22 protein-coding genes are annotated in these 23,930 nt (G+C 66.0%); 8 read left to right on the plus strand and 14 right to left on the minus strand.

Annotation, left to right across the window (positions count from 1 at the left end; genetic code table 11):
- The first annotated feature begins 12 nt into the window (after positions 1–12).
- The 3 genes from ABZV58_RS12080 (at position 13) to ABZV58_RS12090 (ending at position 3,069) form a co-directional block, all read left to right on the plus strand.
- Positions 13–720, plus strand: coding sequence for a siderophore-interacting protein (locus ABZV58_RS12080; RefSeq protein ID WP_355000166.1), 708 nt, complete (start codon positions 13–15; stop codon positions 718–720).
- Positions 721–900: 180 nt separating this feature from the next.
- Entirely contained in the window at positions 901–2,283 is a 1,383-nt protein-coding gene (locus ABZV58_RS12085) for a hypothetical protein (RefSeq protein ID WP_355000167.1), read from the plus strand.
- Positions 2,284–2,361: 78 nt separating this feature from the next.
- Complete coding sequence (locus ABZV58_RS12090) at positions 2,362–3,069, plus strand: siderophore-interacting protein (RefSeq protein ID WP_355000168.1); 708 nt, start codon at positions 2,362–2,364, stop codon at positions 3,067–3,069.
- Positions 3,070–3,132: 63 nt separating this feature from the next.
- On the opposite strand, the gene ABZV58_RS12095 is transcribed toward ABZV58_RS12090, so the two are convergent.
- Together ABZV58_RS12095 and ABZV58_RS12100 are read right to left on the minus strand one after the other, a co-directional pair.
- A complete protein-coding gene (locus ABZV58_RS12095) occupies positions 3,133–4,869 on the minus strand; it encodes an ABC transporter ATP-binding protein (protein ID WP_355000169.1) in 1,737 nt (578 codons plus the stop codon).
- A complete protein-coding gene (locus ABZV58_RS12100) occupies positions 4,866–6,719 on the minus strand; it encodes an ABC transporter ATP-binding protein (protein WP_355000170.1) in 1,854 nt (617 codons plus the stop codon). Before ABZV58_RS12100 ends, ABZV58_RS12095 begins: the two co-directional genes overlap by 4 nt.
- Positions 6,720–7,074: 355 nt before the next feature.
- Here ABZV58_RS12100 and ABZV58_RS12105 point away from each other — a divergent pair, with 355 nt between their 5' ends.
- A complete protein-coding gene (locus ABZV58_RS12105; RefSeq protein WP_355000171.1) occupies positions 7,075–7,527 on the plus strand; it encodes a TIGR03667 family PPOX class F420-dependent oxidoreductase in 453 nt (150 codons plus the stop codon).
- Positions 7,528–7,720: 193 nt separating this feature from the next.
- Positions 7,721–8,650: an RluA family pseudouridine synthase gene (locus tag ABZV58_RS12110; protein ID WP_355000172.1), complete on the plus strand. Its 930-nt coding sequence runs from the start codon at positions 7,721–7,723 to the stop codon at positions 8,648–8,650.
- 88 nt (positions 8,651–8,738) lie between these two features.
- Here the strand turns inward: ABZV58_RS12110 and ABZV58_RS12115 are convergent, their stop codons facing one another.
- Positions 8,739–9,146, minus strand: coding sequence for a hypothetical protein (locus ABZV58_RS12115; RefSeq protein WP_355000173.1), 408 nt, complete (start codon positions 9,144–9,146; stop codon positions 8,739–8,741).
- A 214-nt stretch (positions 9,147–9,360) separates the two neighbouring features.
- Here ABZV58_RS12115 and ABZV58_RS12120 point away from each other — a divergent pair, with 214 nt between their 5' ends.
- The 3 genes from ABZV58_RS12120 to ABZV58_RS12130 all read left to right on the plus strand — a co-directional run bounded on the left by ABZV58_RS12120 (position 9,361) and on the right by ABZV58_RS12130 (position 12,956).
- Positions 9,361–10,104 (plus strand): type II CAAX endopeptidase family protein, encoded by a 744-nt coding sequence (locus tag ABZV58_RS12120; RefSeq protein WP_355000174.1) that lies wholly within the window; start codon positions 9,361–9,363, stop codon positions 10,102–10,104.
- Positions 10,105–10,146: 42 nt separating this feature from the next.
- Positions 10,147–10,476: a DUF6247 family protein gene (locus ABZV58_RS12125; protein WP_355000175.1), complete on the plus strand. Its 330-nt coding sequence runs from the start codon at positions 10,147–10,149 to the stop codon at positions 10,474–10,476.
- Between the two features lie 413 nt (positions 10,477–10,889).
- On the plus strand, positions 10,890–12,956 hold the full coding sequence (locus ABZV58_RS12130; RefSeq protein ID WP_355000176.1) for a hypothetical protein: 2,067 nt from the start codon (positions 10,890–10,892) through the stop codon (positions 12,954–12,956).
- Between the two features lie 108 nt (positions 12,957–13,064).
- On the opposite strand, the gene ABZV58_RS12135 is transcribed toward ABZV58_RS12130, so the two are convergent.
- The 11 genes from ABZV58_RS12135 to rplB form a co-directional block, all read right to left on the minus strand.
- Positions 13,065–15,254: an MMPL family transporter gene (locus tag ABZV58_RS12135; protein WP_355000177.1), complete on the minus strand. Its 2,190-nt coding sequence runs from the start codon at positions 15,252–15,254 to the stop codon at positions 13,065–13,067.
- Between the two features lie 31 nt (positions 15,255–15,285).
- A complete protein-coding gene (locus ABZV58_RS12140; RefSeq protein ID WP_355000178.1) occupies positions 15,286–15,774 on the minus strand; it encodes an EXLDI protein in 489 nt (162 codons plus the stop codon).
- 239 nt (positions 15,775–16,013) lie between these two features.
- Positions 16,014–16,808 carry a phosphatase gene (locus ABZV58_RS12145; protein ID WP_355000179.1) on the minus strand — a complete coding sequence of 265 codons (795 nt, stop codon included), beginning with the start codon at positions 16,806–16,808 and terminating at the stop codon, positions 16,014–16,016.
- Positions 16,809–17,275: 467 nt separating this feature from the next.
- Positions 17,276–20,014, minus strand: a complete 2,739-nt coding sequence (locus ABZV58_RS12150; protein WP_355000180.1) for an AAA family ATPase — start codon at positions 20,012–20,014, stop codon at positions 17,276–17,278.
- Positions 20,015–20,648: 634 nt separating this feature from the next.
- Entirely contained in the window at positions 20,649–20,918 is a 270-nt protein-coding gene (gene rpsQ / locus ABZV58_RS12155) for a 30S ribosomal protein S17 (RefSeq protein ID WP_355000181.1), read from the minus strand.
- Positions 20,915–21,154, minus strand: a complete 240-nt coding sequence (gene rpmC, locus ABZV58_RS12160) for a 50S ribosomal protein L29 (protein ID WP_011207272.1) — start codon at positions 21,152–21,154, stop codon at positions 20,915–20,917. The genes rpsQ and rpmC overlap by 4 nt, the downstream gene beginning before the upstream one ends.
- Positions 21,154–21,570: a 50S ribosomal protein L16 gene (rplP, locus tag ABZV58_RS12165; RefSeq protein ID WP_355000182.1), complete on the minus strand. Its 417-nt coding sequence runs from the start codon at positions 21,568–21,570 to the stop codon at positions 21,154–21,156. The genes rpmC and rplP overlap by 1 nt, the downstream gene beginning before the upstream one ends.
- A gap of 3 nt (positions 21,571–21,573) precedes the next feature.
- A complete protein-coding gene (gene rpsC / locus ABZV58_RS12170; protein ID WP_355000183.1) occupies positions 21,574–22,380 on the minus strand; it encodes a 30S ribosomal protein S3 in 807 nt (268 codons plus the stop codon).
- A complete protein-coding gene (rplV, locus tag ABZV58_RS12175; RefSeq protein ID WP_141807402.1) occupies positions 22,381–22,782 on the minus strand; it encodes a 50S ribosomal protein L22 in 402 nt (133 codons plus the stop codon).
- Positions 22,779–23,060: a 30S ribosomal protein S19 gene (gene rpsS / locus ABZV58_RS12180; protein WP_067785343.1), complete on the minus strand. Its 282-nt coding sequence runs from the start codon at positions 23,058–23,060 to the stop codon at positions 22,779–22,781. The genes rplV and rpsS overlap by 4 nt, the downstream gene beginning before the upstream one ends.
- A gap of 15 nt (positions 23,061–23,075) precedes the next feature.
- Complete coding sequence (gene rplB, locus ABZV58_RS12185) at positions 23,076–23,912, minus strand: 50S ribosomal protein L2 (protein WP_067785345.1); 837 nt, start codon at positions 23,910–23,912, stop codon at positions 23,076–23,078.
- Positions 23,913–23,930: the final 18 nt, after the last annotated feature.

A 23,930-nucleotide genomic window follows, 5' to 3' on the forward strand; every position in this document is an offset into this window, starting at 1 on the left:
AACCTCACTTTTATGGGCAGAGGTTTCAACGGCGTCATCGTCAAGGCGTGGGGCGGTCAGGACTACCGGCTCACCGTCACCGCGACCGAATACGTCACCGACAAATACATTCGGCTCGGCTTCGACGCGGGCGGGCTGCTCGCCGACCATCCGGTGCACCCCACCCAGTGGATCCGCCTCTGGATTCCCGACCTCGAGACCGAGAAGCTGCACCACCGTGGCTACACGCTGGTGGACCCCGACCCCGAGGGTGACAAGTTCGCCATCGAGTTCGCCGTACACGACGGCCCCGCCGCGCGGTGGGCCGTCGACGCGACGGTCGGCGATGTACTGGACGCGACGGTGCTCGGGTCCAGTTTCGAACTCCCCGAAACCGCGCCGAGCGAATACCTGATGTTCGGTGACACCGCCTCGCTGCCCGCCATCAACTCCCTGCTCGACGCGATCGGCGACGCACCCGCCCGCGTCTGGCTGGAATGGCAATACGAATCCGACCAGACCCTGCCCGTGCGCAACAAGCCACACCACCAGGTCACCTGGCTCCAGCGCATCGACGACGGCCGCCTACTGCGCGAACAGTCACAGGAAATCTCCTGCGCGGCAGACGCTTTCGCCTGGGTCGCCTGCGACGGCCACACCACCCGCTCGATCGTCAAAACCCTCGAGCAGACCCACAACCTGCCGAAAACCCAGCTGAAGTACCAGGCCTACTGGAAGTAAGGGCGTACCTCCGCCTCCGCCTCCGCTCCTGCCATGCGCGACTCCGCCCGGCGCGTGAGATTGCGTACTCGCGGTCATTCGTTCGGATGATCACGTCGCGACCTGCTGCCGACGCGCGATGACTCGATCACGCGTCAGGCTCGACCTCGAATCCGTTGTCCGAGCGGAAGCGAGGCAGGTATGTCGCTCATCGACGCGTTGATCCCGATGGCCACGATCGGGTGCGCGGTGCTCGTACTGTGCACCGGCCGGATCGGGCGCGCGCCCGCGTTCGCCGTGCTGGGCGCGCTTGCGCTCGGGGCGGCGATTCAGTTGCTGCTCGAAGGGTTCTACTGGCAGTTCGTTCCGACCTACCTGCTGGTGGGCGCGACCGCGTACTTCGTGGCGGCGCGGCCGAGCGGGCGGGTCGGCCGGATCGCGGCGCGCACTGGGATCGGTTTGCTCGTCGCCGCGGCGGCATTCGCGTGGGTTCCGGTGCCGGTACCGACGCTGCCCGCGCCGAGCGGGCCGTATCCCGTTGGCACCGAGACGTTTCGCTGGATCGATCCGGACCGGCAGGAAACCGCGACGGACGACCCGGCCGATCGCCGCAACGTCATCGCGCAGGCCTGGTATCCGGCGGCCGAGCCGACCGGGAACGGCTCGCGTTATCTCGACGGGCACGGCAGGCTGCCGAGTCGAGTCGCCCAAATTCCCAGCTTCCTCATGCGCGGCTACGACCGCATCGACACGCACGGCGATCACCGCGCGTCGCTCGGGCGGGACCGCGAACGCTGGCCGGTGGTGCTGTTCTCGCCGGGCTACGGTGCGCCGCGGGCGTTCTACACCGGACTGGTCACCGACCTGGCCAGCCGCGGGTTCGTGGTGCTCGCTGTCGATCATCCCTACGAGGCGGACGTGACCGAGCTCGCCGACGGACGGATCGCGACGCCGGTACAGGACTTTCCGGCCGACGAGGCCGAGGGTGAGCGGTACATGATCGAGCAGCAGGCGGTGCGGGCGGCCGACCTGCGGTTCGTCATCGACCAACTCGACCGGCCCGGCGCGCTCGGCCCACGGCTCTCCGGTCGTCTCGACACCGAACACCTCGCGGCCATCGGGCATTCGTTCGGTGGCGCCGCCGCTGCCGCCGCGGCCGCCGACGACGAGCGCGTCCGCGCCGCCGCGAACATCGACGGCACCCTGTACGGCGACCTGCCCGGACGCCCACTGCGCCAACCGTTCCTGCTGGTGCAGAGCGAGTACGCCGAGACGGGACACTCCCCGCAGTTCTTCGATCGCAATGCCGCGCTGCTCGGCGGGCTGCGTTCGGGCGGCTTCCGTTTCGAAATCGGCGACGCCAATCACTACAGCTTCACGGATGTTCCGCTGTTCCTCGCCGCACCTGGGCGGTTCGCGCTGGCGCAGATGATCGGCGGATCGCGCGGCCCCGTGGCGACACAGCGGGTGACCGTGGACATCTTGGTCGCGTTTCTGAGCGGGCCGCTCGGTGGATCAGACGCGGACGTCGTGGCGGCGGCCGGGAAACACCGCGATGTTCGCGGCGGGCCTGTCGGGCGCTGAGCGGGAGTTCGGCCGGGATGCGCCCATTCGGCACCCAGCGGGCGACAACCGAGTTTCGTTAGGCTAACCTCATATCTCATGGGAAGAGGGGCGAACGGCGTCATCCTGAAGGTGTGGCGTGCCGATGACTACCGACTGCGCGTGACGTCGACCGAGGCGATCACCGACAAATACCAGCGGATCGGATTCACCGCGGGCGGGTTGCTCGCCGACCACCCGGTGCACCCGACGCAGTTCATCCGGCTGTGGATCCCGGACGCGGAGACCGACAAGCTGCACCACCGCGGCTACACGATCGTCGACCAGGATCCCGAGGGCGACCACTTCTACATCGAGTTCGCCGTGCACAGCGGCCCGGCCAGTGCGTGGGCGCAGCGGGCGAAGGTGGGCGACGAGATCGAGGCGTCGGTGCTCGGGTCGAAGTTCGAGCTGCCGCAGACGGCGCCGAGCGAATACCTCCTCTTCGGCGACACCGCCTCGCTGCCCGCCATCAACTCCCTGCTCGACGCGATCGGCGACGCACCCGCCCGCGTCTGGCTGGAATGGCAATACGAATCCGACCAGACCCTGCCCGTGCGCAACAAGCCACACCACCAGGTCACCTGGTTGCAGCGTGTGGACGACGGCCGCCTGCTGCGCGAACAGTCACAGGAAATCTCCTGCGCGGCAGACGCTTTCGCCTGGGTCGCCTGCGACGGCCACACCACCCGATCGATCGTCAAAACCCTCAAGCAGACCCACAACCTGCCGAAAACCCAGCTGAAGTACCAGGCCTACTGGAAGTAAGGCGTATCCGAACGGGCCGCCGCGGAACATCCTCCGCGGCGGCCCGTTCTCGTTGTCGCCGGATCAGACGGCGGCCGGTTCCAACCGCCATCCCGACGCGCGACTGCGCTCGTTCCAGAAGTCGGCGTAGCGACCGCCCCGCGCGAGCAGCTCGGCGTGCGTGCCGCGTTCGACGATGCGACCGCCGTCGACGAACAGGATCTGGTCCGCGTGGGCGATGGTGGCCAGGCGGTGCGCCACCACGATCACCGTCTTGCCCCTGGTGAGCTCGTGCACGCCGCGCACCACCACGGCCTCGCTGTGCGGGTCGAGCGCGCTCGTCGCCTCGTCGAGCAGCACGATCGGCGCGTCTTTGAGCAGGGCGCGGGCGATCGAGACCCGTTGCCGCTCACCGCCGGACAGCGCGGCGCCGCCCTCGCCGACCGCGGTGTCGTAACCGTCGGGCAGGCGCTGGGCGATCTCGTCCACCCGCGCGGCCTCGGCGGCGCGCAGCACCTCGGCGTCGGTGGCGTCGAGGCGGCCGATCCGGATGTTGTCCGACACCGACCGGTCGAACAGGTAGACGTTCTGGAAGACCAGCGACAGCTGGTTCAGCAGCGTTTCCGACGGCTGTTCCCGCACATCGTGTTCGCCGACGGCCACCCGCCCGGCGTCCACGTCGTAGAACCGCGCGGCCAATCGCAGCAGCGTCGTCTTGCCCGCGCCGCTCGGTCCGACGATCGCGGTGGTCGTCCCGGCCGGGACGCTGAAGGTGATGTCGGAGAGCACCGGCTCGCCGGGCCGGTAGCCGAAGCTCACGTTGTCGAAGACCACGGTCGGCACACCCGGCGTCACCGGCGAATCGGCCTCGGGCAGTGACTTTTCCGCGAGCAGACCCGTGACGCGGTCGACGGCGGCGGCCGCCGAACGCAGACCGTTGCCCAGTTGCGCGGCCTGGTTCAGCGGCTCGATGAACCGCGAGCTCACGGCGATCAGCGCGATCGCGACGGCCGTCGAGACGGCGCCGTCGGTCACCCTCGCGATCACCACGTAGACCAGGACCAGGAACACCGCCTGCACGAACAGCGCGAAGACGATCAGGCTCGGCACCGACGTGAAGACCATCCTGGTGTTCGCCGAACGCTGCTGCCGCAGGGCGCCGTCCAGCGCCTTGTTGCCCGCGCCGACGGCGCCGAACGCGCGCAGCACCGGCTGCGCCTGCGCGAATTCCACCACGCGCGAATCGGCTTCGGCCGCGGCGGCGTGCAGGCCATGGTCGGCCCGCTGGTACGCGCGGTGGGCCAGACCGTTGACGAGGAAGAGCACCGGAGCCGCGAGCAGCATGGCCAGCGCGATCCGCCAGTCGATGAACAGCATGCCGACCGCCACACCGAGCGGGACCACGATGCCGGTGACCACCTTGGCGACCAGATAGGCGACGGCGCCCTGGATCTCGCGCACGTTCTCCACCGTGATCCGCGAGAGCGGCCCGGCGCTCCGGGTTTCGAACCAGCCCAGCGGCAACGCGTTCAGATGGTCGCCGAGCCGGGTTTGCAGACCGCGCTGCATGCCGATCGCGATACGCAGCCCGAGCGCGACCTGGAGGTAACCGAACACCGCGACACCACCGACGGCCACGAGCATCAGCAGCGCCCAGAACCAGGCTCGTCCGAGGTCGTCGTCGAACAGCGCCTCGAGCACCGGAACCAACAGCAGATAAGCGACCGCCTGGCTGATCGCCTGGCCGAGGATGGCGGCGAGCAACCGCGGTGTCAGCGGGGCGAATTCGGTGGGCACCAAGCCCAGCAGTTTGCGAATCATCGGGCCGCCTCACTTTCCACGAGCGAGACCGCGCCGAGGGCCGCCTCGTTGATCTCCCAGAGTCGCTGGTAGGTGCCGCCCGCCGTGTGCAGGCTGCGGTGGTCGCCCTGCTCGACCAGGGTTCCGTTCTCCAGCACCAGAATCCGGTCCACGCCGGTGATGGTGTGCAACCGGTGCGCGATGACCAGCACGGTGCGTCCGGCCACCAGCGCGGCCAGGGCGTCCTGCACCGCCGCCTCGGACTCCGGGTCGGCGAAGGCCGTCGCCTCGTCGAGCACCAGAACAGGTGTGTCGGCGAGCAACGCACGCGCCACCGAAAGGCGTTGCGCCTCACCACCGGACAGTGTCGCGTCGACGCCGATCTCGGAGTCGTAGCCGCGCGGCAGCGTGAGAATGCGGTCGTGGATCTGCGCGGCGCGGGCGGCCCGCTCCAGCGCGGCGTCGTCCGCGTCCGGGGCGGCCAGCCGCAGATTCTCGCGGATGCTGCCGCGGATCAGCCGGACGTCCTGGAAGACGAAACCGACGGTGCGGTAGAGCTCGTCGCTCGGGTAGTCGCGAATATCACGGCCACCGATGGTGATTCGACCCGAGCCGACGTCGTAGAAGCGTGGCAGCAGCTTGGCCAGCGTCGACTTGCCCGAGCCGCTCGGTCCGACCAGCGCCGTGATGGTGCCGGGCCGCAGCTCCAGGTCGATGTCGCGCAGCACGTCGTGGCCCTCGCGGTAGCCGAACCCGACGGACTCGAAGCGGACCAGACCCGGTTCGGCACCCGCACTCGGCTCGCCGGGTTCCGGTGCGCCGGACGCGAGTTCGGGGCTCTGCTGCAACTCGTACAAGCGCTCGGCAGCCGCTCCTGCCGCGCGCAGGGCCTGTCCCCCGTAGCCCAGACCCATCAGCGCGCTGCCCAGACCGAGGCCGACCAGCAGGAAGGGCAGCATGTCGAGCGGAGCCAGCCAGCCCCAGCCGACGCCGGCCAAACCGGCGGCCACGATCACCAGCATGACGCAGACCGGCGAGATCACGATGTCGGCGACCGCCTGGAGCCGGATCATCGGTGTCTTCCAGCGGCCGAAACTGTCGGCTTGGCCGTCCACCGCGTCCTGGAACTCGCGGTGCGCCTTGCCCGCCTGACCGAATGCCCGCACCACCTGGATGCCGTCGACGAACTCGATGGTCGCCTGCTGCACCCGGCGCTCCCAGCGGGTGTAGACCGCGAGGCGATCCATGTTCTCGCGGTCCATCATCTTGCGGAAAGCCAAGGCGTAAGCGATCAACGGCAGCAGCAGGACCAGCGTCAGCCGCCAGTCCACGGTGAACAGATAGCCGAGCGAGACCAGCGGCACCAGCAGCGCCCCGACGAACTCGAGCCGCGCGTGCGCCACCAGGTAGTGCAGCGCCTCGACGTCGTCCTGGAGGTACTTCTTCACCTCGCCGGAGCCGTGCTCACCGAACCAGCCGAGCGGCACCCTGGTGAGCTTGGCCGCGAGCGCGCGGCGCACGGCGAGCTGGTAGCCGCCGTCCACCAGGTGCGTCCAGGTCAAGGCCACCGCCTGCAACAGCGCGCGCACCAGAAGCACCAGCATCGCCAGGCCGAACAGCCGCCACACCCGATCGGTGTCCACCGGATCGTCGAGCAGTTCGCGACATGCCTCGACGATCAGCACGAACGGCACGACGGTGCAGACCGAGGCGATCGCCATCACGACGCTGGCGAGCGTCAGCGCTCCCCGCACTGGCGCGAGAATCTCCTTGCGCGCCGTGGCCTGCTGTTGCTTGCGCTGTTTCGCCACCGCCCGCGGCGGCCGGTTCCCCGTCTCCGCCGCTGCGTGCGGCGTGACCTCCACCGTCATATGTCCTCGCCTTTCGACATCCCTGGCGCATCTCGCCGGAAATCCGCCCCATCATCACACAGGAAAATAGGTAAGGCTAACTTTCCCCGACCCTAGGACGAACGGACGCCAGGCGAACGGCGGTCGACCGCCGGTGGCGGCACGAGACCTGGCCTTCCGCTGTTCGACGCGGCGTGGAAGCTTGCGTGCACACCGCTTCGTCTCGACTCCGAAACACCAACGCGGAAACTAGGTTTGCTCGTCATCTACCCGTCTCCCGAGTTGCATGGCGCTCGGCGAACGCGCCGAGCCCTGATCTCCCGACCGGTTTCCAGCCGACCGGAATCGCGGCGCCTGTGGCGGTGTTGTGCCGGACATGACCACAACAGCATCCGATCGTCCCACCGCACCCGTCCTCGACACCGGCACCGAATTCGGCGCCAAAGTCGCCGAACGGCTCGGCCGCGAATCCGTCATCTGGCTCACCACAGTCGGCCCGTCCGGCACGCCGCAGCCCAACCCCGTGTGGTTCCAGTGGCGCGACGGCGAATTCCTGCTGTTCAGCCAGCGGGACAAGGCGAAAGTGCGCAACATCGCCCGCAACCCGCGCGTCTCGCTGAATCTCAACAGCACCGAGTCCGGCGGCGACGTCATGGTGTTCACCGGGACCGCGCGGATCGTCGAGGAGTGGCCGTCCGACGACGAAATCGCCGCATACAACGAGAAGTACGCCGGGGGGTACGTCGAAATCGGGATGACGGCCGAGGAGTTCTACGCCGAATACTCGGTGCCCGTGCGGATCACGCCGGACCGGTTGCGCGGCTTCTAAAGGAGACCACCCGCCGTCCGTCGCGCCGGGCCGGGTGACTCGAGCCCGGCGACCTCGGCTGGCCGGAACAGGGAATCGACGGGAGTCATACGGTCGCATCGCAAGGTGGCCATATGACTACCGTCGGATCCGGCGGCTCGGAGATCTGGGGCGACGCGGGCCCGGTGAGCAGCGGCGATTAGAGTTGTCGCCGATGAGACGAAGGCAGCAGCCGCCGCTGCCCAAGCGGTACGGCTTGGATCCGGCCCGGCTGCGACTGCCGGAGACGGGCGAGTGGGCGACGATTCGCGACCACCTGGTCGAGCGACTTCCCCGTGTCGCGCCGGAACGCATCGATGAACTCCTGCACGCGGGCGACATCGTCGATCTCGAAGGGCCCATCGCGCCGGACGCGCCTTATGCCCCCGGCGGCGCGGTGTGGTTCCACCGCGACCTGCCGGACGAGACCGACGTCCCGTTCGACATCACCGTCGTACACCGCGACGAGAACCTGCTCGTGGTGGACAAGCCGCACTTCCTCGCCACCATTCCGCGCGGACAGCACATCCGGCAGACGGCGCTGGTCCGGCTGCGCGAGGAGTTGGGCCTGCCCGATCTGGTGCCCGCGCACCGGCTCGATCGGGTGACTGCCGGGCTGCTGCTGTTCATCGTCAACCCGGCTCGCCGCGGGGCGTACCAGACCATGTTCCACCGCCGCGCGGTACGCAAGGAGTACGAGGCGATCGCCCCCTACCGGCCCGACCTCGAACTGCCGCGCACGGTGCGCAGCCGCATCGTCAAGGAGAAGCAGGTGCTCGCGGCCCAGGAGGTCGAGGGCGAGCCCAACGCGGAGACCGTTGTCGACCTGGTCGAGCACCGCGACGGACTCGGCCGCTACCGACTGCGGCCGCTGACCGGGCGGACCCACCAGCTGCGCCTGCACATGAACGGCCTCGGCGTGCCGATTCTCGGCGACGATTTCTATCCGGTCCTCACCGACAAGCCGGTGCACGATTTCACCCGCCCGCTGCAACTGCTCGCCGCGTCGCTCGAGTTCACCGATCCGGTCACCGGGGAACCGCGACGGTTCGAGACGACCCGCAGTCTGCAGGCGTGGACCGACCACGCCTCGTGGTCGGGCTGACAAAAGAAAGGGGGCCGGTCGACGGAACAGGGGATGTCGACCGGCCCGAGCGCCCGCGGTGGTGGCTACGGCACCGCGAGCGCGGCTCTCAGGAACCCATCCAGGCCAGGGGTCCGGCGCCGCAGGTGGCGCTGCCGGTGAGGGTCGGTTCGGCCACGTTCACCTTGATCTCGTAGGCGAGGCCCTGCAGCGCGGCCAGGGTGTGGGTCCCGGACTTCTTCGGCTTCCACTGGATGGTGGCCTCGCCGTTCACCGGCTTGACCGGGCTGCCCGCGATGACGAGCGCGTTGTCGTAGAACCAGACCTCGAACCAGTGATTCACCTTCGCGGTGATCTGGTAGGTGCATCCCGCTTGGAGGTTGTTGGACGAGACGGTGAGGTTGTCGACCGTCGCGGACGCGTAGGGCGCGGTCAGCACCGCCGCACAGGTCGCCGCGGCCAGCGTCGTGAGGCCGACGCCCAGGCGACGACCGGCCCGGTTCTGGGATCTACTCATTCGGATAACTCCTCTTCGAAATGCACATCGGTGCGAATGAGCGGACTGTATCGACCGCCCAGTTCCCTACGGGCCGGTTTCCGGAAAAGACTGAAACATGTTTCATTCAGATGCAGAACAGCGCCGCCGAGTCGATCTTCGCCGGGTATTCGGCGGCTGTGATCAGGCGCTCAACCGGCGGCGAGCCGCATGACCTGCCCCTACACTGGGCCGGGTGTTTCGAACGGACCTCGAGGAAGCGGCCCAGGCCCGCGGCAAACTGCATGCCTATATCGATGTAGCGGTCGTGATCGTCGTCCTGGCGGGCACCAACCTGATCGCGCACTTCACCACCGCGTGGGCCAACATCGTCACCGTTCCGATCGCCGCGATCGTGCTGCTCGTCCTGGTCCGCAGGCGCGGGCTCGGCTGGGCCGAACTCGGACTCTCCCCCAGGCATTGGCGGCGCGGGTCGCTGTACGCGCTGGCCGCCGTCGGCATCGTCCTCACGGCCGTGGCCATCGGCGCGCTACTGCCGGTGACGCGCCCGTTCTTCCTCGCCGACCGGTACGCCACCATCTCCGGCGCACTCATCGCGTCGATGATCGTCATCCCGCTACAGACCGTCATCCCCGAGGAACTCGCCTTCCGCGGCGTGCTGCACGGCACCCTCGACCGCGTCTACGGCGCGCGCGGAGTGTTCGCGGCCGGTTCGCTGCTCTTCGGCCTCTGGCACATCGCCTCGTCCTTCGGCCTCACCACCAGCAACCGCGGACTCACCGGATTCCTCGGCGGCGGTCTCCTAGGCCAGATCGTCGGCATCCTGCTCGCCGTCGTCGCCACCGCCGCCGCGGGCGTCGTCTTCACCTGGCTGCGCCGCCGCAGCGGCAGCCTCCTCGCCCCCATCGCCCTGCACTGGTCCGTCAACGGCGCGGGCGCCCTCGCCGCCGCCCTCGTCTGGCACACAACCCTGGCCTAGCGCCACGGGCGTGTCGGCCGACCACGGAATATCGTAGTGACCATGACCGCGACGTACGCCTACGACGATCAGCCGAGCAGCGGCCACCCCCTGCGTCCGGGCGCCTCGCCGCATGCCATCCGAGCCGGACTACTGCCGGACGACCGCCCGAGTTTCGACGAAGCGTACGAACACGCGCTGACGGAAGCTCGCGAGACGCTCGACCTCACGGGACTGTTCCGAGTTCTGGAGCATTGGCGTCGCGTCGCCTTGATGCAGAGCGACCGCGACGCATACCGCCGAGCGGTGCGCCGGGCGGCGAAATTGGCCACGGGCGAAGAGAGCCCGACCGACGAGCCATTGTCGGTCACCCGGACGAAAGCCGGGATGTAGGTGTACCGAGTCCACACGGATTCAGACGTTCACCAGCAAATTGAAGCCCTTCCCCCAAGCGCCCTACCCAACTACGCGGAGGCGTGCACCTTCCTAGAACTCAGTCCATGGAACGGCGATTCGGTCAATGCCGGAAATCCGGACGCACCGGTTCGCAACATGGTTTTCGGCACGGAGAACGACGGTCTGATCACTTACCTGATCGTGGAGGAGCGCCGGGAAGTTCACGTGCTGATGGTCCAGTGGGTCGGCGGCAGCTGACACTTTCGCTCGGCCGTTCGACCTCGGCGCATGACGCTTCGCGTTGACCGCGGACGGCCGTCGGTTTAGTCTCATCGCGTTCACACATATGTTCGAGCACACTTGTCGACGCCGAGTGATCGGCCCGATATCGGCTCCAGGGAAGGCTCGCGATGCCCGACGAACCGTCGACCGGCAATTCCGAGATAGCGGCACTGGCACAACGGGTCGCGACGGCGCGCGGGAAACTGCCGCTGCAGCACGACACCGCCTTGGTCGAGGTGCTCTCCGATGCCGAGATCGCCGCGGAACGTGAACTCGCCGAGTGGATCCGGGCCCAGCGGCGCGGCCAGCGACGCCGCGCCGTCGAGGACGAGCTCGCCGCCGAAAAGCGCGATCGGCGCACCTCGGCCGCCATCCGTCGCGCCGACGAGGACGACGCGCGCTGGCACCGCCGCGCCCTGGCGGCTCGCCGCCGCGTCGCCAATCAGGATGCGCGACTTGCCCAGCTGTACCGCCGCGCCGAATGGTCCTCGCGAGCGTTGATCGGCGTCGTCATCCTCGGCATGGTGTGGGCGGGCGTCAACGTGCAGCACAACCTCGTGCCCAGCGGCGACATGTCCGATCCGCTGTACTGGCTCAGCTACGGCATCGAGGCGATGATCTCCATTCCGATCATCACCATCATGGTGGTCGCGACGACCGCCGCCCGCTGGGGACGGGAACTGCCGCGCGGCAAGGTGATCGTCTTCGAGGCGGCACTGCTCGGCACCACCATCGCACTCAACACCGGGCCGCACTTGGCCGCAGGCGATCTCGGCAGGGCCGCCGAGTACGCGATCGCGCCCGCGATGGTCGGCGTGGTGATCTGGTTGCACGCGTGGGTCGCGGCCCGATACGCGCAGCTCATCGATAGCGTGCCGATCGTCGACGACACCGCGGTGCCGAAATTGCTCGGGTCTTATCAGGCCGAGGAGTACCGGAGGGCTGTCGCGGAGCGGGAGGGATTTGCGCTCGGCTCCAATGGATTCGGTGCGGGTGACCTGTTCCCGGTGGGCCACTCCGTCGAGTCGGAAAGTGCTGTCGGCGCCGAAACTGCCACGGCGAGAGGCGGAAACGATCCGCTCGGTGTGCGCGGCGAGACCCGGCTGACATCCTCGAGTAGCGCTACCGCGCCGTCTTCGGGCAGTGAACCGGCATCCACACTTGGTCGAGCCGACCGTCCTTCCGAGAACGACGCGACCGTACCGACCTCGGCGGACGGCAACGGCCCGTCGAGCCGCCCAACCGGTCGACCCGCCGAGAGCGACGCGCCCATACCGGCCTCGACGGACAGCCACCCCGATCTGTCGAGCGGCCGAACCGATCAGCCTGCCGAAAGCACCATAAGCACTTCGGCCGACGACGACTTGCCGGATGCGAACCGGAGAGTCTTCTCGCCGACAAGCGAAACCGGCCCGATGTCCGCGAGCGACCGCGCTGGCGGCGAGCCTGCCACTGACAATGCTCCCCAACCCTCGGCACCCGATGCCGAGTTGGAAGCCGACGAGAGCCCCAACGCGAGCGAGGATTCCGACACCCACGCTCGTGGACGAAGCATCTCGTACGCCGTCCCGCTCTCCCTGCTGACCGGCGGACTCACCGAAGAGGACGACGTCACACCACCTTCCCACCGCCGCAACGGTTCCAGCAACGGACGCACCAATCACGCTGCCGCCCAAGCGGTCCCCCTGTCCCAACCGCGACTTCGACCGATCAACGGCACCGGTCGCACCAACGGCAGCGGCCACACCACGTCGATGTGGGCCGGATCCCACGCCCTGAACACCATCGCGTATCCCCAACCGGACGCTCCCGAAGCAACGGATGCCCTGAGCACCGCGGATGCGGTCGATCTCGCCGAGCAACTCACCTTGGAGCCCGAGCCGGAACCCCACCGCCCACGCAGCACCGAGATCATCCTCTCCACCCAGCGCGCCATCGCCGAGGAGGACACCGAGGACGACTTCGACCAGGAACCGGACAGCGCCGAGGACGAGGTCCGCATGGTCGCCAGGAGCATCGCCGACCAGGGCCTGTCGAAGCTGCCGGTCGAGCAGATCGCTGACATCCTCACCCTCGCCGACCAATCCTGGTCCGGCACCGGCATCGCCAAGGAAGTGGGCGTTTCCAGCTCCGCGGTCGCCCGCGTCATCGACTCCGCCCACAAGGTCCGCCGCCCCTACGCGACCAACGGCTGAGGCCTGTCCCCCGGCGGATCGACCCGCGAAGACGTCCGCCACACCGCCCAAGCCGAAAGGGCTGTTCGCCGAACACTTTCGACGAACAGCCCTTCGGTCCACAGCTCGCTACCGATCGAAGACCGCTTCCACCCGCGTGGCATCGGCGGAGGTCGTGTAGTACGACCCGGATCCGTGATCGGCGCTCTCCAAGCCGCCCGACTTCCCGCCGCGGTCACCGTGTCCCGGCCACCAGGCGCGGTGGCCGAGCAGCGCGGTGATCGCGGGCGTGAAGAACATCGCCATGACGAAGGCGGCGATGGCGATGCCGACCGAGATCGCGAAGCCCATCTGGGAGAGCATGCTGTTGCCCGCCAACATCATCGCGGCGAAGGTGCCCGCCAGGATGACGCCCGCCGCGGCGACCGTCGGACCCGTGTGCCGCAGGCTCAGCGCCGCCGCCTCGCGCGGCTCGCGACCCTCGCGGGTCTCCTCGCGGAGCCGGGCGATCATCAGGATGTTGTAGTCGGTGCCGAGCGCGACGACGAACAGATACATGATCACCGGCAGCGTGAAGATCAACCCGGAATCGCCCTGGATGTTCTGGAAGACCAGCACCGTGGCGCCGAGCGTCGCGGCGAAACCGAGGAAGACCGAGGCCATCAGATACCACGGGGCGACCAGGCTGCGCAGCAGCAGTGCCAGCACGATCATGATCAGGATCGCCGCCACCGGGAACACGATGGCGTAGTCGCGGTTCATCGCGTCCTGGAAGTCCACGAACACCGCGGTGATTCCGCCGACCGCCGCCGTCGTGCCCGCGGGCGCCGCGTCGTGCGCCGCCGTGCGCAGCGGTCCGCGGACGGTGTCCAGCGCGGCATCGGATTCCGGCGCGTCGGCCAGAGTCACCTGGAAGTTCGCGATGGCTCCGTCGGCCGACAGCAGCGGCTCGCCGACCATGCCCACGCCGGGCACCTCGGCCAGCGCCGCGCGGTATCCCCGCAGCTGATCCTGGCTCAGCTGTCCGTCCGGCGCGTGCAGCAGCACATCCGAGGGCTGGGTAGCGCCCGCGGGCATGCCCTTCAGCAATTCCTTGTTGTAGACGACGGATTCGGATGCGTCCGAGGTCGAGCCCGAGCCGAGGTCGAAGGTCGGATTGAACCCGATGGCGAAGACGCTCAGCGCCACCAGCACACCGCCGGAGACGACGGCGAACACACCGGGCCGGCGCCCCATGGCCGCGCCGATCGCGGTGAACCGCGCGCCCTTCGGCTCCACCTGCCACGCCTTCGACGGCCAGAACACCTTCGTCCCGAGCAGCGACACGATCGCGGGCACCAGGGTGAGTCCCGCCACCAGCGCCACAGCGACCGCGATAGCCAGCGCGGGGCCGAGCGAACGGAACAGGCCGAGGGTGGAGAGGGTCAGCGCCATGAAGGCGATGATCACCGCGCCCGCCGCCGAGGTGATGGCTTCGCCGACCCTGGCGACCGCGCTGACCATCGCGGTCTTGGGATCCTCGCCAGCGCGCAGCCGCTCCCGGTACCGGAACATCAGGAACAGGATGTAATCGGTGCCGACGCCGAACAGCACGACCACCAGCATCGAGTTGACCGAGGTGTCCATCTCCAGGTCGAATGCCTTGCTCACCATGGCGATCAGGCTGCCGACCATGCTGGAGATACCGCCGATCACGATCACCGGAAGCAGCGCGATCACCGGACTGCGGAAGATGATCAGCAGCAACACCAGAATCAGCAGGATGGTCGCCACGCCGATGATGGCCATGCCCTTTTCACCGGACTCGGTCTGGTCCAGGGTCTGCGCCGCGGCTCCCGTGATGCCGGCCTTCAGATCGGTGTCGCGCACCTGCTCTTTCAGGCTGTCGCGCAGGCTCTTCACCGCGTCGCCCTGGGTCTTGTCGGAGGCGTTGGTGACCTTGGTCATCTGCACGGCGATGACCTGGATCAGGCGATTGTCCGAGGGCGGCGCCGCCTGAATCCCGGTGACGCCCTTGATGTTCGCACCGCTGAGTTCCGTCGCCGCGGCCGCCACCGCCGCCGAGTTCTGCTCGGTGAGCGGCGCGCCGTCCGCGCGGGCGAAGACGATCAGCGCCGCCGGCGCCGAGTTCTGCGGAAACGCCTTCTCCTGCAACTCCATCGCCTTGATGGACTCGTAATGCGAAGGCAGGAAGCTGGATTGATCGGTGGTCGAGGTGAATTCGGGGGCGGAAGCCACCACCGCGATGGCGGCGATCAGCCACAAGCCGATCACCTTCCACGGGTGGTGGACGACGAGACGCCCGAGACGGCCGAACATGCGAGTGTTCCTTTCGTAGGCCGGGATCGGCTCAGATGTCGAGGTCTTGGAGACGGCCGTGCTGGTCGATGTCGGTAATGGTGCGGTAGACCTTGTCCGGCACCAGTTCTCGCACTTCCGCCCCGGCATCGACCACGGAGACAGTGAAATCGCCGCGGCTCTGCTCGCCGAGGCCGAACATGGTGCGCCACTTCTTCCAGTCCCGGCCCCAGTCGGTGAACATCGCGAAGTCGGACCAATCCGTGAACTGGCGCTGCACAACGTATTTGCCCTTGCGGCTGCGATAGACCCGCACTACTTCGGCGCCGTCCTTGGTGATCTGCCGCGCCTCCGCGAGCCGCCGACCGTGGAAGCGCTGGAGGCGCCCGCCACCCGGCCCGGCCTTCAGCACGATCTCCTCCAGATCATCGAATTTGTCCGCGACGATGGGGCAGGCTCGGCGGGTATGTCGCCGGGTTGCTGCTCGTGGGTCATGATGTTCCCGTTTCCATTCTTGAATGCGCATGCAGCCATAGTTCAACCAGCGACGGACCCTCGTTCGGTCCGTCGTGGTCGGATGCTGTGCGGTTGTGGATGACGTCGTGCGCGTTCCTCGGCACTTGGTACCGACACACTATAAGTAGATGTATACGTATAGCGCAAGACCTGCCCGCCTGCTCCGCTCCGCCGGGCACCTTCCCGCCAATCGAGCGGAGTCATATGGCGGTTCAGCCCGGCGTGTCGACCACCATTCGACTCGGCTCGATTCTCACCAACGGGCTACCCGAGGGCGGCGCGCTGCAAGAGGTACGCCGTAAGCGGCTGGTAGACAATGGGATCGAGGCCATCGTCGAGCGGTACCGTGACCGCGATCTTGCCTTCGTCGTGTCCGGCGAAGAGCGCCGGATCGTTGCAGTCCGCGAATCCGACGGTCTCGATACCCGCCTCACCCGCGGCCCCCGCCCAGCCGTGATCGGCGACGACCAGCCGCGGAAGTTCGCCGTCCAGTTCCGCGAGCGCTGCGCGCATCGGGTCGGGATCGTGCGTGTGCCGCCACCGTCCGTCCGCGCCGACGAGTGCGGCGACGCCGGAGGCGTAAGCGATTTCGCGATACCGGGAGGGCTCCCAGAGCGGCGGCTCGTACGACCACCCGGCTGCGGGCGTGAGCACGGTGCAACCGGCGGCGCGCAGCGCATCCTCGATCGCTCGGTACACGCCGAGCAGCGTGTCCGGATGGCCGGTCGCCAGCAGCACGGTCGCGCGCTCGGCGGCCGCGGCGCCGATGCGCTCCCCCATCGCGTCGAGCGCGTCGAGCGTGAGGTCCGGATCGATGGTGTCGACGCCCCAGGTGTGGTCCGGGTTCGGATTCACCCCACACAGCCGCGCCATCATCGCCAACGTTTCGTCGAACGACCAACTTCGCAGCCGCAACCCGAACTGAAACCCCGGATCCTTTGCCACCATCCGCCCGTAATGCCGCAGATTCCCCTCCCGCGGCGTCGCGACCTCCCCCGCAATCGCACTGCGCACCAAATGCTCTCGCAGCTCCGCCCGCGACACCCGCTCGAATCCCATGGCACCCCTTCGAACCAGCGCAGTCCTCGACGCCCCACCGCACACAGCGGCCCGGGCCTATCGCGGCCGACTACGAAATCTCGCCCCCGACGCTACCGCCTCAACCCCGGCCTAACATTTTCGATGACTCCACGCCAAGTAGCGCTACTGCGGCGAACACCCAGCAGGGGGTTCAGCCGTCGAAAAATTTCGGGCTTCACCTATCCCAGAACCGCGGAAGTGGTTCGCAATTGTGCGGTGTCGCGGGACCGACGACGGAAGACATGGAAGGGCGCACCGGCCGAACTAAACTCCGCTTCGTCCCCTCGACTGCCCCTTTCTCCTACAATCGTAAGCTACGGCGTAAGACGTAGACCATTATTGCGCTTAAGCTGGATAGGAAGTCTTTGATATAAAGCCGCCACTCGGCGCGCACCGAATCGCAAGGAAGCAATTCGGGGCAACCGCCTAGTGTACAGCCTAAGAACCTATCGGCGCCAAAGCACCTTCGCTCGACGCTCGCTTCCAAATCCCAAGCCGTGTCGATAGATTTCCGCCACCCAATAGCGGCCATCGCTTCCTCTAGCAAAGACGCCGGAATCGACTAGGAAGTCCGCCTCCTTCACGTCTAGCCCCACTTCTTCAAGTTCAAAAGGCACTGTAACAGGCTGCCGGACTTGTTGAAGCCTACCGAGGAGATCCCCAACCTCCTGATTCTCCTGCTTTATTGAATCGATCTTATTCGTGCTGCACGCCAGTAGGGCTTTACGCATCGCACTCGGCGCCAAAACACGGTCCTCCCAGGCCGGTTGCGAGATCGATTCCTTCGCCGCTTCCGCCAGAAAGACGACAACGTCGCGAGCTTGCACTTGATCTCGAAAGTCTCCAAGGGCGGCTGGCACCCAAAGATGCGATCTCGCTTCCTTTGACTTCTCAGTTCCCATCTTCCATCCCCACACTGGAATTAGCGCTTCCACTAGGTCGTCGTAGGTCAAGGAGCTAATTTCGGATTCAAGCCGGGACTCCGGAAGAGCATCTGCGCGCGCCGTCACCCACAAGGCTAGGCGGAGAGCTTCTTCCTTATCCCAACGCAACGCATAAGGCTCGTATCGGGCGAGGAGTTGCCCGCTGTTCTGCTTAACCGCCCTGGTAACCAAATCTTGTCGGACGAATACTACAAGACCCAGTGAACGTCCACGGAGCGAACGAAGCCAAGCGAGGACATCCGTGAGCAGCACGCGCAGCGCCGTTCGCTTCGATTCTTTATCGATACTCTGGAGCAGATCTTCGAGGCCATCTATTACGAACACCGCATTTGCGGTCTTCGCCAGTTCAGTCAGGGCAATTTCAGGTGAGGCAGAATCTCTATGGATTCCCGCAGCTATTGCCAGACATTCAAGCCATAGTTCTCGCCAACCTTGCTCATTTTCACCCAGATTCGCTAACCCTTGCTGCAATCTACCCTTTATTTCCAGCGCCGAGTTAGGAATCGATGGAATTAGATTGTTCCGCGCTGCAAAGTCATCACGGAGGCCCTGCGTGGTTACATCCTTGGACTCCAGATTCTCAGACTCTAGCACTGGAACTATTGGAGCTTTTAATCTCACATCTCTTATTCCAGACTCTTCAGCAAATTTGTCCCAAGATTGAGCAACACAGGTCTTAGCATATAAAAATGTTTTTCCAGCACCCTTAGCCCCTACCACGAGCGCAAGAGGCGGTTCAGTGCGATGATCCCCAAGCAACCTGACCAACGGCTCAGTAACCAGGAACCCACTAGCGGAGGACATCCCCTCCTTTTCTGCGTATATCAATGGCCTGGCGGTATTTTCGAGCCTTCGGCGCAATATAGCATAGTCCACGATTTTCTCAGCGTTTTTCGACTGCAATGCCGGACCGTGAGATATAATCGGCAGAATAGAATCCATAGATTCGGAGACTCGAGCGCTCTCGACCACCCGCAATACCGAATCCCAGGTAGAGGGCAATGCAAGCAGCTCTTCGCGGAACGGACTTAAAAGAGGTCGAGACAAGACTTCGGCATCGATGGTTTCAGATACGTCACTGTCCCCCAAAGGGAGATTCGGCAACCGTAACGTCTCAAATAGAGTGTTGCTTATCTCACGACATTCCATCTCGACATGCGTCGAATGGATGTCCGACCGGAACTGAGTTACAATAACCGATGCAGCCGGATCGATCCCTTGAATAGTCGGTGCACGATGCCCCAGCTGCTTGATTAAACACTTCGTCCCGGTCAGCGACTGATGACTCAGCGATGTGACGAAGATTCGCTGCACTCGAGGGTCGAGAAGTATTGGTGCCGAGAGTTCAGAGGCGCCTGCGCGGAGGTCGGCGACTATGACGTGAGCTCCCATCCTTGCACCCAACATAGCGATCGCTTCTGTCAAAAAGTATGGAGACCTGTCGGCAGTCAGCAAATCCGCTGGCTCGATCCGGGGTGGGCCCAACATCACCCGCCGGGTGGAGGGGACGACCGTCACACTGCCCGGCTCAGGATACCGTCCCACTTGTTGATTCGGGAGATAGGCGCTCGCAACTTTCACTGCCGCCTCGCAACTTTCGCCGTCCGTTCCGTGCAAAAGGGCAATTAGATCCTCATAGGAAAAGTCCATACGCCCGCCCTGCGCCCGGTACATCCAGGTGATGCCTGGCGCCTCTAGATCGGCATCTATTAGCAGGACACGACGACCCTGTCGGGCTATGGCATCCGCAAAAGCAACCGCATGTATCGTACGACCGACTCCGCCTTTGAACGAATGAAAGGCGATGAATTGGACGTCGTTGTCGAACCGCTCATTGACAGGCCGAGCGAGGGGCTTCGCGAGCGACGCAGTGATCCGCTTGTCCCGCAAGAGCGGTAAGCGGCGCTCTGCTGAGTAAGCTTCTTGTTCCTCGTACCGCACTTCGACCCGCAGGCCGACAAACGCTGGCGTCGTGGGATCGTCTAAACGTAGCGCGAGAGAACCATCACGCAGTTCGGTCGAACCGGTCCCGAACGCCTGATCGAGCCACGACCGTACTGTTGGAATCGTGGTTCCTTCTGTGACGGCCAAGTCCAGGCCATCCCACCACGCCTCAGCTGAGCGGAGCCATCCGGGCCATTGACCGATCTCCGCGAGCAATGCGAGGTGTTCATCGATGTCCACCCAAGTAAAGAGGTGCTTTGGGGGAGCCGTCGTCTCCGCACCAGCGAATTGCGCCACAAGTTGCTCCTACCGTCCGTCTTGTTCACACCAGCGAATCAGAGCCCGCAGCACGTCCTGAGCCTCAACCTCATCTGTCGAATGAACCTTCGCACCATATCGCCAAGCTTGGTGCAAATCCGACAAGCAGACCTTTTGGGGACTTCCTCCACGTAGGCGGCAGTTCTGCAACTTTTCAAGCCGCCCGCCCAGTGCTTTTGGAAGACGCAACTCCTTCGCGAGCATCCTAAGGTCATGTGAAGGCTCTAACGCACCAGTGTCTTTCTGGCTTCGCCGCGATAGCAACCGCTCCTTCAACCCGCATTCAGCGGCATAGAAGAGTAGCAGGCCTATAGTTGCCACATCATCGGAACTCCCGTGCTTACTGAGAATTTCGGCAGATGAACTCATCTCTGTGCGTCTCTGTCGCAACGCTCTGACCCCCACCTGAAGCACCATGCCGCTATCTTGCCACTCCATCACCCATTGGCGGCGAGCGAATTCTAGCTTTGTCCAATAGTCGACAGCATGGCCGGCAAAGTGCATGCCGCAAGGGGGTTTGACCCGACCGAGGTGAAGCGTTACCCCCAATACGGCGAAGGCCCGCTTCCCAGGGGGAAGCGGGCCTTCGTGACTCGAGCCGCGGAGCGGGGAATTACTTCGCCTTCTCCAGGACCTCGACCAGACGCCAGCGCTTGGTGGCCGACAGCGGGCGGGTCTCCATCAGCTGAACGCGGTCGCCGATGCCGGCGATCTCGTTCTCGTCGTGGGCCTTGACCTTCGAGGTGGTGCGGATGATCTTGCCGTAGAGCGGGTGCTTCACCCGGTCCTCCAGCTCCACCACGATGGTCTTGTTCATCTTGTCCGAGACGACGTAGCCGATCCGCACCTTGCGGCGGCCGCGCACCTCAACGTTCTCGCTCATGCCGCATCTCCCTTGCCAGCGGGTCCGGTGGCCAGACCGAGCTCGCGCTCACGCATGACCGTGTAGATGCGCGCGATCTCGTGACGGACGACGCGCAGACGACGGTTGTTGTCCAGCTGACCCGTCGCCATCTGGAAGCGCAGGTTGAACAGCTCTTCCTTCGACTCACGCAGGCGGGAGACGAGTTCCTCTTCGGTGAGCTCGCGGAGCTCTGCGGCCGGTGTACCGGTAGCCATCAGAACTGCTCCTCCCTGGTCACGATCCTGCACTTCATCGGGAGCTTGTGCATCGCGCGGCGCAGCGCCTCGCGAGCGATCTCCTCGTTCGGGTAAGACATTTCGAACATCACGCGGCCGGGCTTGACGTTCGCGACCCACCACTCCGGCGAACCCTTACCGGAACCCATGCGGGTCTCGGCGGGCTTCTTGGTCAGCGGGCGATCCGGGTAGATGTTGATCCAGATCTTGCCGCCACGGCGGATGTGGCGAGTCATCGCGATACGCGCCGACTCGATCTGCCGGTTGGTGACGTAGGCAGGCTCGAGCGCCTGGATACCGAAGTCACCGAAGGCCACCGAGGTGCCGCCCTTGGCTATGCCCGAACGGCTCGGGTGGTGCTGCTTGCGGTGCTTGACCTTGCGAGGCATCAGCATGCGTCAGCCCTCCTGATTCTCTGCCGGAGCGTCCGCCACCGCGGTAGCGGCGGAGCGCCCGGCCTCGACACCGGTCGCGGTGGTGCCGGCGGAACCGGAACGACGCGGGCGGCTCGGCCGCTCCCGGCGCGGGCGATCGCGATCGCCGGCCGGAGCGCTCGCGGCGGTCAGCTCACGCTTGCCACCGACGATGTCGCCCTTGTAGATCCAGACCTTCACGCCGATGCGACCGAAGGTGGTCTTGGCCTCGTAGAGGCCGTAATCGATGTCGGCGCGCAGCGTGTGCAGCGGCACCCGACCCTCACGGTAGAACTCCGAGCGCGACATTTCGGCGCCGCCGAGGCGGCCCGAGCACTGCACACGGATGCCCTTGACGTTCGGCGAACGCATGGCCGACTGGATGGCCTTGCGCATCGCGCGACGGAACGCCACACGGTTGGACAGCTGCTCGGCCACACCCTGGGCAACCAGCTGCGCATCCGACTCGGGGTTCTTGACCTCGAGGATGTTCAGCTGAACCTGCTTCTTGGTGAGCTTCTCCAGCTCGGCGCGGATGCGATCGGCTTCCGCGCCGCGGCGGCCGATCACGATGCCCGGACGCGCGGTGTGGATGTCCACCCGCACGCGGTCACGGGTGCGCTCGATCTCGACCTTCGAGATGCCCGCCCGCTCCATGCCGTTGGCCAGCAGCCGACGGATGGCGACGTCTTCCTTCACGTAGTCCGCGTACTGCTTGTCCGCGTACCAACGCGACTTCCAGTCGGTGGTGATACCGAGGCGGAAGCCATGGGGGTTGATCTTCTGTCCCATTTACTTTGCCCCTCCCTTCCGGCGGCTGCGAGCAGCACCGGCGGTGGGCACGCTCTCGACCTCGATGGTGATGTGGCTGGTGCGCTTGCGGATCCGGAACGCGCGGCCCTGGGCACGCGGCTGGAAACGCTTCATGGTGGCGCCCTCGTCGACGTAGGCCGTCGAGATCACCAGCGTGGCCGGGTTCAGACCGAGGTTGTTCTCGGCGTTCGCCGCGGCGCTGGCGACGACCTTCGCGACCGGCTCGCTCGCGGCCTGCGGCGCGAACTTCAGGATCGCGAGAGCGTCCTCGACTCGCTTGCCGCGGACCAGGTCCACGACGCGGCGAGCCTTCATCGGGGTGACGCGCACGTGCTTGGCGGTCGCCCGGGCAGTGGGGTTCTGAGTCTCAGTCGTCGTCATCGCCGCTTGCTCTTCCGGTCTTCCTTGACGTGGCTCTTGAACGTCCTGGTCGGCGCGAACTCACCGAGCTTGTGTCCGACCATGGACTCCGAGACGAACACCGGGACGTGCTTGCGGCCGTCGTGCACCGCGAAGGTGTGTCCGATGAAATCCGGGATGATGGTCGAACGACGCGACCAGGTCTTGATGACCTGCTTCGTGCCCTTCTCGTTCTGCACGTCCACCTTCGCGAGGAGGTGGTCGTCGACGAACGGGCCCTTCTTGAGGCTGCGTGGCATTTCTTACCTCCTCCTTCAGCGCTTCTTGCCGGTCTTGCGACGGCGGACGATGAGCTTGTCGCTCGGACGGTTGGGCTTACGGGTGCGGCCTTCCGGCTGACCCCACGGCGAGACCGGGTGGCGACCACCGGAGGTCTTGCCCTCACCACCACCGTGCGGGTGGTCGACGGGGTTCATGACGACACCACGGACCGTGGGACGACGACCCTTCCAGCGCATGCGGCCGGCCTTGCCCCAGTTGATGTTCGACTGCTCGGCGTTGCCGACCTCGCCGACGGTGGCGCGGCAGCGCACGTCGACGCGACGGATCTCACCGGAGGGCATACGCAGCGTGGCGTAGGGGCCTTCCTTACCGAGCAGCTGGATGCTCATGCCCGCGGAACGGGCCAGCTTGGCGCCGCCGCCCGGACGCAGCTCCACCGCGTGGATGGTGGTACCGGTCGGGATGTTGCGCAGCGGCAGGTTGTTGCCCGGCTTGATGTCGGCCGTCGGACCGGACTCGATCGGGGTGCCCTGCTGGATACCCTTCGGCGCGATGATGTAGCGCTTCTCGCCGTCCACGTAGTGGAGCAGCGCGATGTTGGCGGTCCGGTTCGGGTCGTACTCGATGTGCGCGACCTTGGCGGGGATGCCGTCCTTGTCCAGGCGACGGAAGTCGATCAGACGGTAGGCACGCTTGTGACCGCCACCGCGGTGACGAGTCGTGATGCGGCCGTGCGCGTTACGACCACCGGTCTTGGTCAGCGGACGAAGCAGCGACTTCTCCGGGGTGGACCGGGTGATCTCGGCGAAGTCCGAGACGCTGGAGCCACGGCGGCCCGGCGTTGTCGGCTTGTACTTGCGAATTGCCATGAGTTCTTCTCTGCTTTC

Origin of the sequence: Nocardia sp. NPDC004654, assembly GCF_040609595.1 — a bacterium.
Taxonomy (GTDB): Bacteria; Actinomycetota; Actinomycetes; order Mycobacteriales; family Mycobacteriaceae; genus Nocardia.

Coding starts and splice junctions, on each gene's coding strand:
- ABZV58_RS12135 (WP_355000177.1), bottom strand. CDS start 15,254: ATGTTCGGCCGTCTCGGGCGTCTCGTCGTCCACCACCCGTGGAAGGTG.
- rplP (WP_355000182.1), bottom strand. CDS start 21,570: ATGCTGATGCCTCGCAAGGTCAAGCACCGCAAGCAGCACCACCCGAGC.
- ABZV58_RS12095 (WP_355000169.1), bottom strand. CDS start 4,869: ATGATTCGCAAACTGCTGGGCTTGGTGCCCACCGAATTCGCCCCGCTG.
- ABZV58_RS12115 (WP_355000173.1), bottom strand. CDS start 9,146: ATGAGTAGATCCCAGAACCGGGCCGGTCGTCGCCTGGGCGTCGGCCTC.
- rpsC (WP_355000183.1), bottom strand. CDS start 22,380: ATGGGACAGAAGATCAACCCCCATGGCTTCCGCCTCGGTATCACCACC.
- ABZV58_RS12130 (WP_355000176.1), top strand. CDS start 10,890: ATGCCCGACGAACCGTCGACCGGCAATTCCGAGATAGCGGCACTGGCA.
- ABZV58_RS12145 (WP_355000179.1), bottom strand. CDS start 16,808: ATGGGATTCGAGCGGGTGTCGCGGGCGGAGCTGCGAGAGCATTTGGTG.
- ABZV58_RS12080 (WP_355000166.1), top strand. CDS start 13: ATGGGCAGAGGTTTCAACGGCGTCATCGTCAAGGCGTGGGGCGGTCAG.
- rplB (WP_067785345.1), bottom strand. CDS start 23,912: ATGGCAATTCGCAAGTACAAGCCGACAACGCCGGGCCGCCGTGGCTCC.
- ABZV58_RS12125 (WP_355000175.1), top strand. CDS start 10,147: ATGACCGCGACGTACGCCTACGACGATCAGCCGAGCAGCGGCCACCCC.
- rpmC (WP_011207272.1), bottom strand. CDS start 21,154: ATGGCTACCGGTACACCGGCCGCAGAGCTCCGCGAGCTCACCGAAGAG.
- ABZV58_RS12110 (WP_355000172.1), top strand. CDS start 7,721: ATGAGACGAAGGCAGCAGCCGCCGCTGCCCAAGCGGTACGGCTTGGAT.
- rpsQ (WP_355000181.1), bottom strand. CDS start 20,918: ATGAGCGAGAACGTTGAGGTGCGCGGCCGCCGCAAGGTGCGGATCGGC.
- ABZV58_RS12085 (WP_355000167.1), top strand. CDS start 901: ATGTCGCTCATCGACGCGTTGATCCCGATGGCCACGATCGGGTGCGCG.
- ABZV58_RS12105 (WP_355000171.1), top strand. CDS start 7,075: ATGACCACAACAGCATCCGATCGTCCCACCGCACCCGTCCTCGACACC.
- rpsS (WP_067785343.1), bottom strand. CDS start 23,060: ATGCCACGCAGCCTCAAGAAGGGCCCGTTCGTCGACGACCACCTCCTC.
- rplV (WP_141807402.1), bottom strand. CDS start 22,782: ATGACGACGACTGAGACTCAGAACCCCACTGCCCGGGCGACCGCCAAG.
- ABZV58_RS12090 (WP_355000168.1), top strand. CDS start 2,362: ATGGGAAGAGGGGCGAACGGCGTCATCCTGAAGGTGTGGCGTGCCGAT.
- ABZV58_RS12100 (WP_355000170.1), bottom strand. CDS start 6,719: ATGACGGTGGAGGTCACGCCGCACGCAGCGGCGGAGACGGGGAACCGG.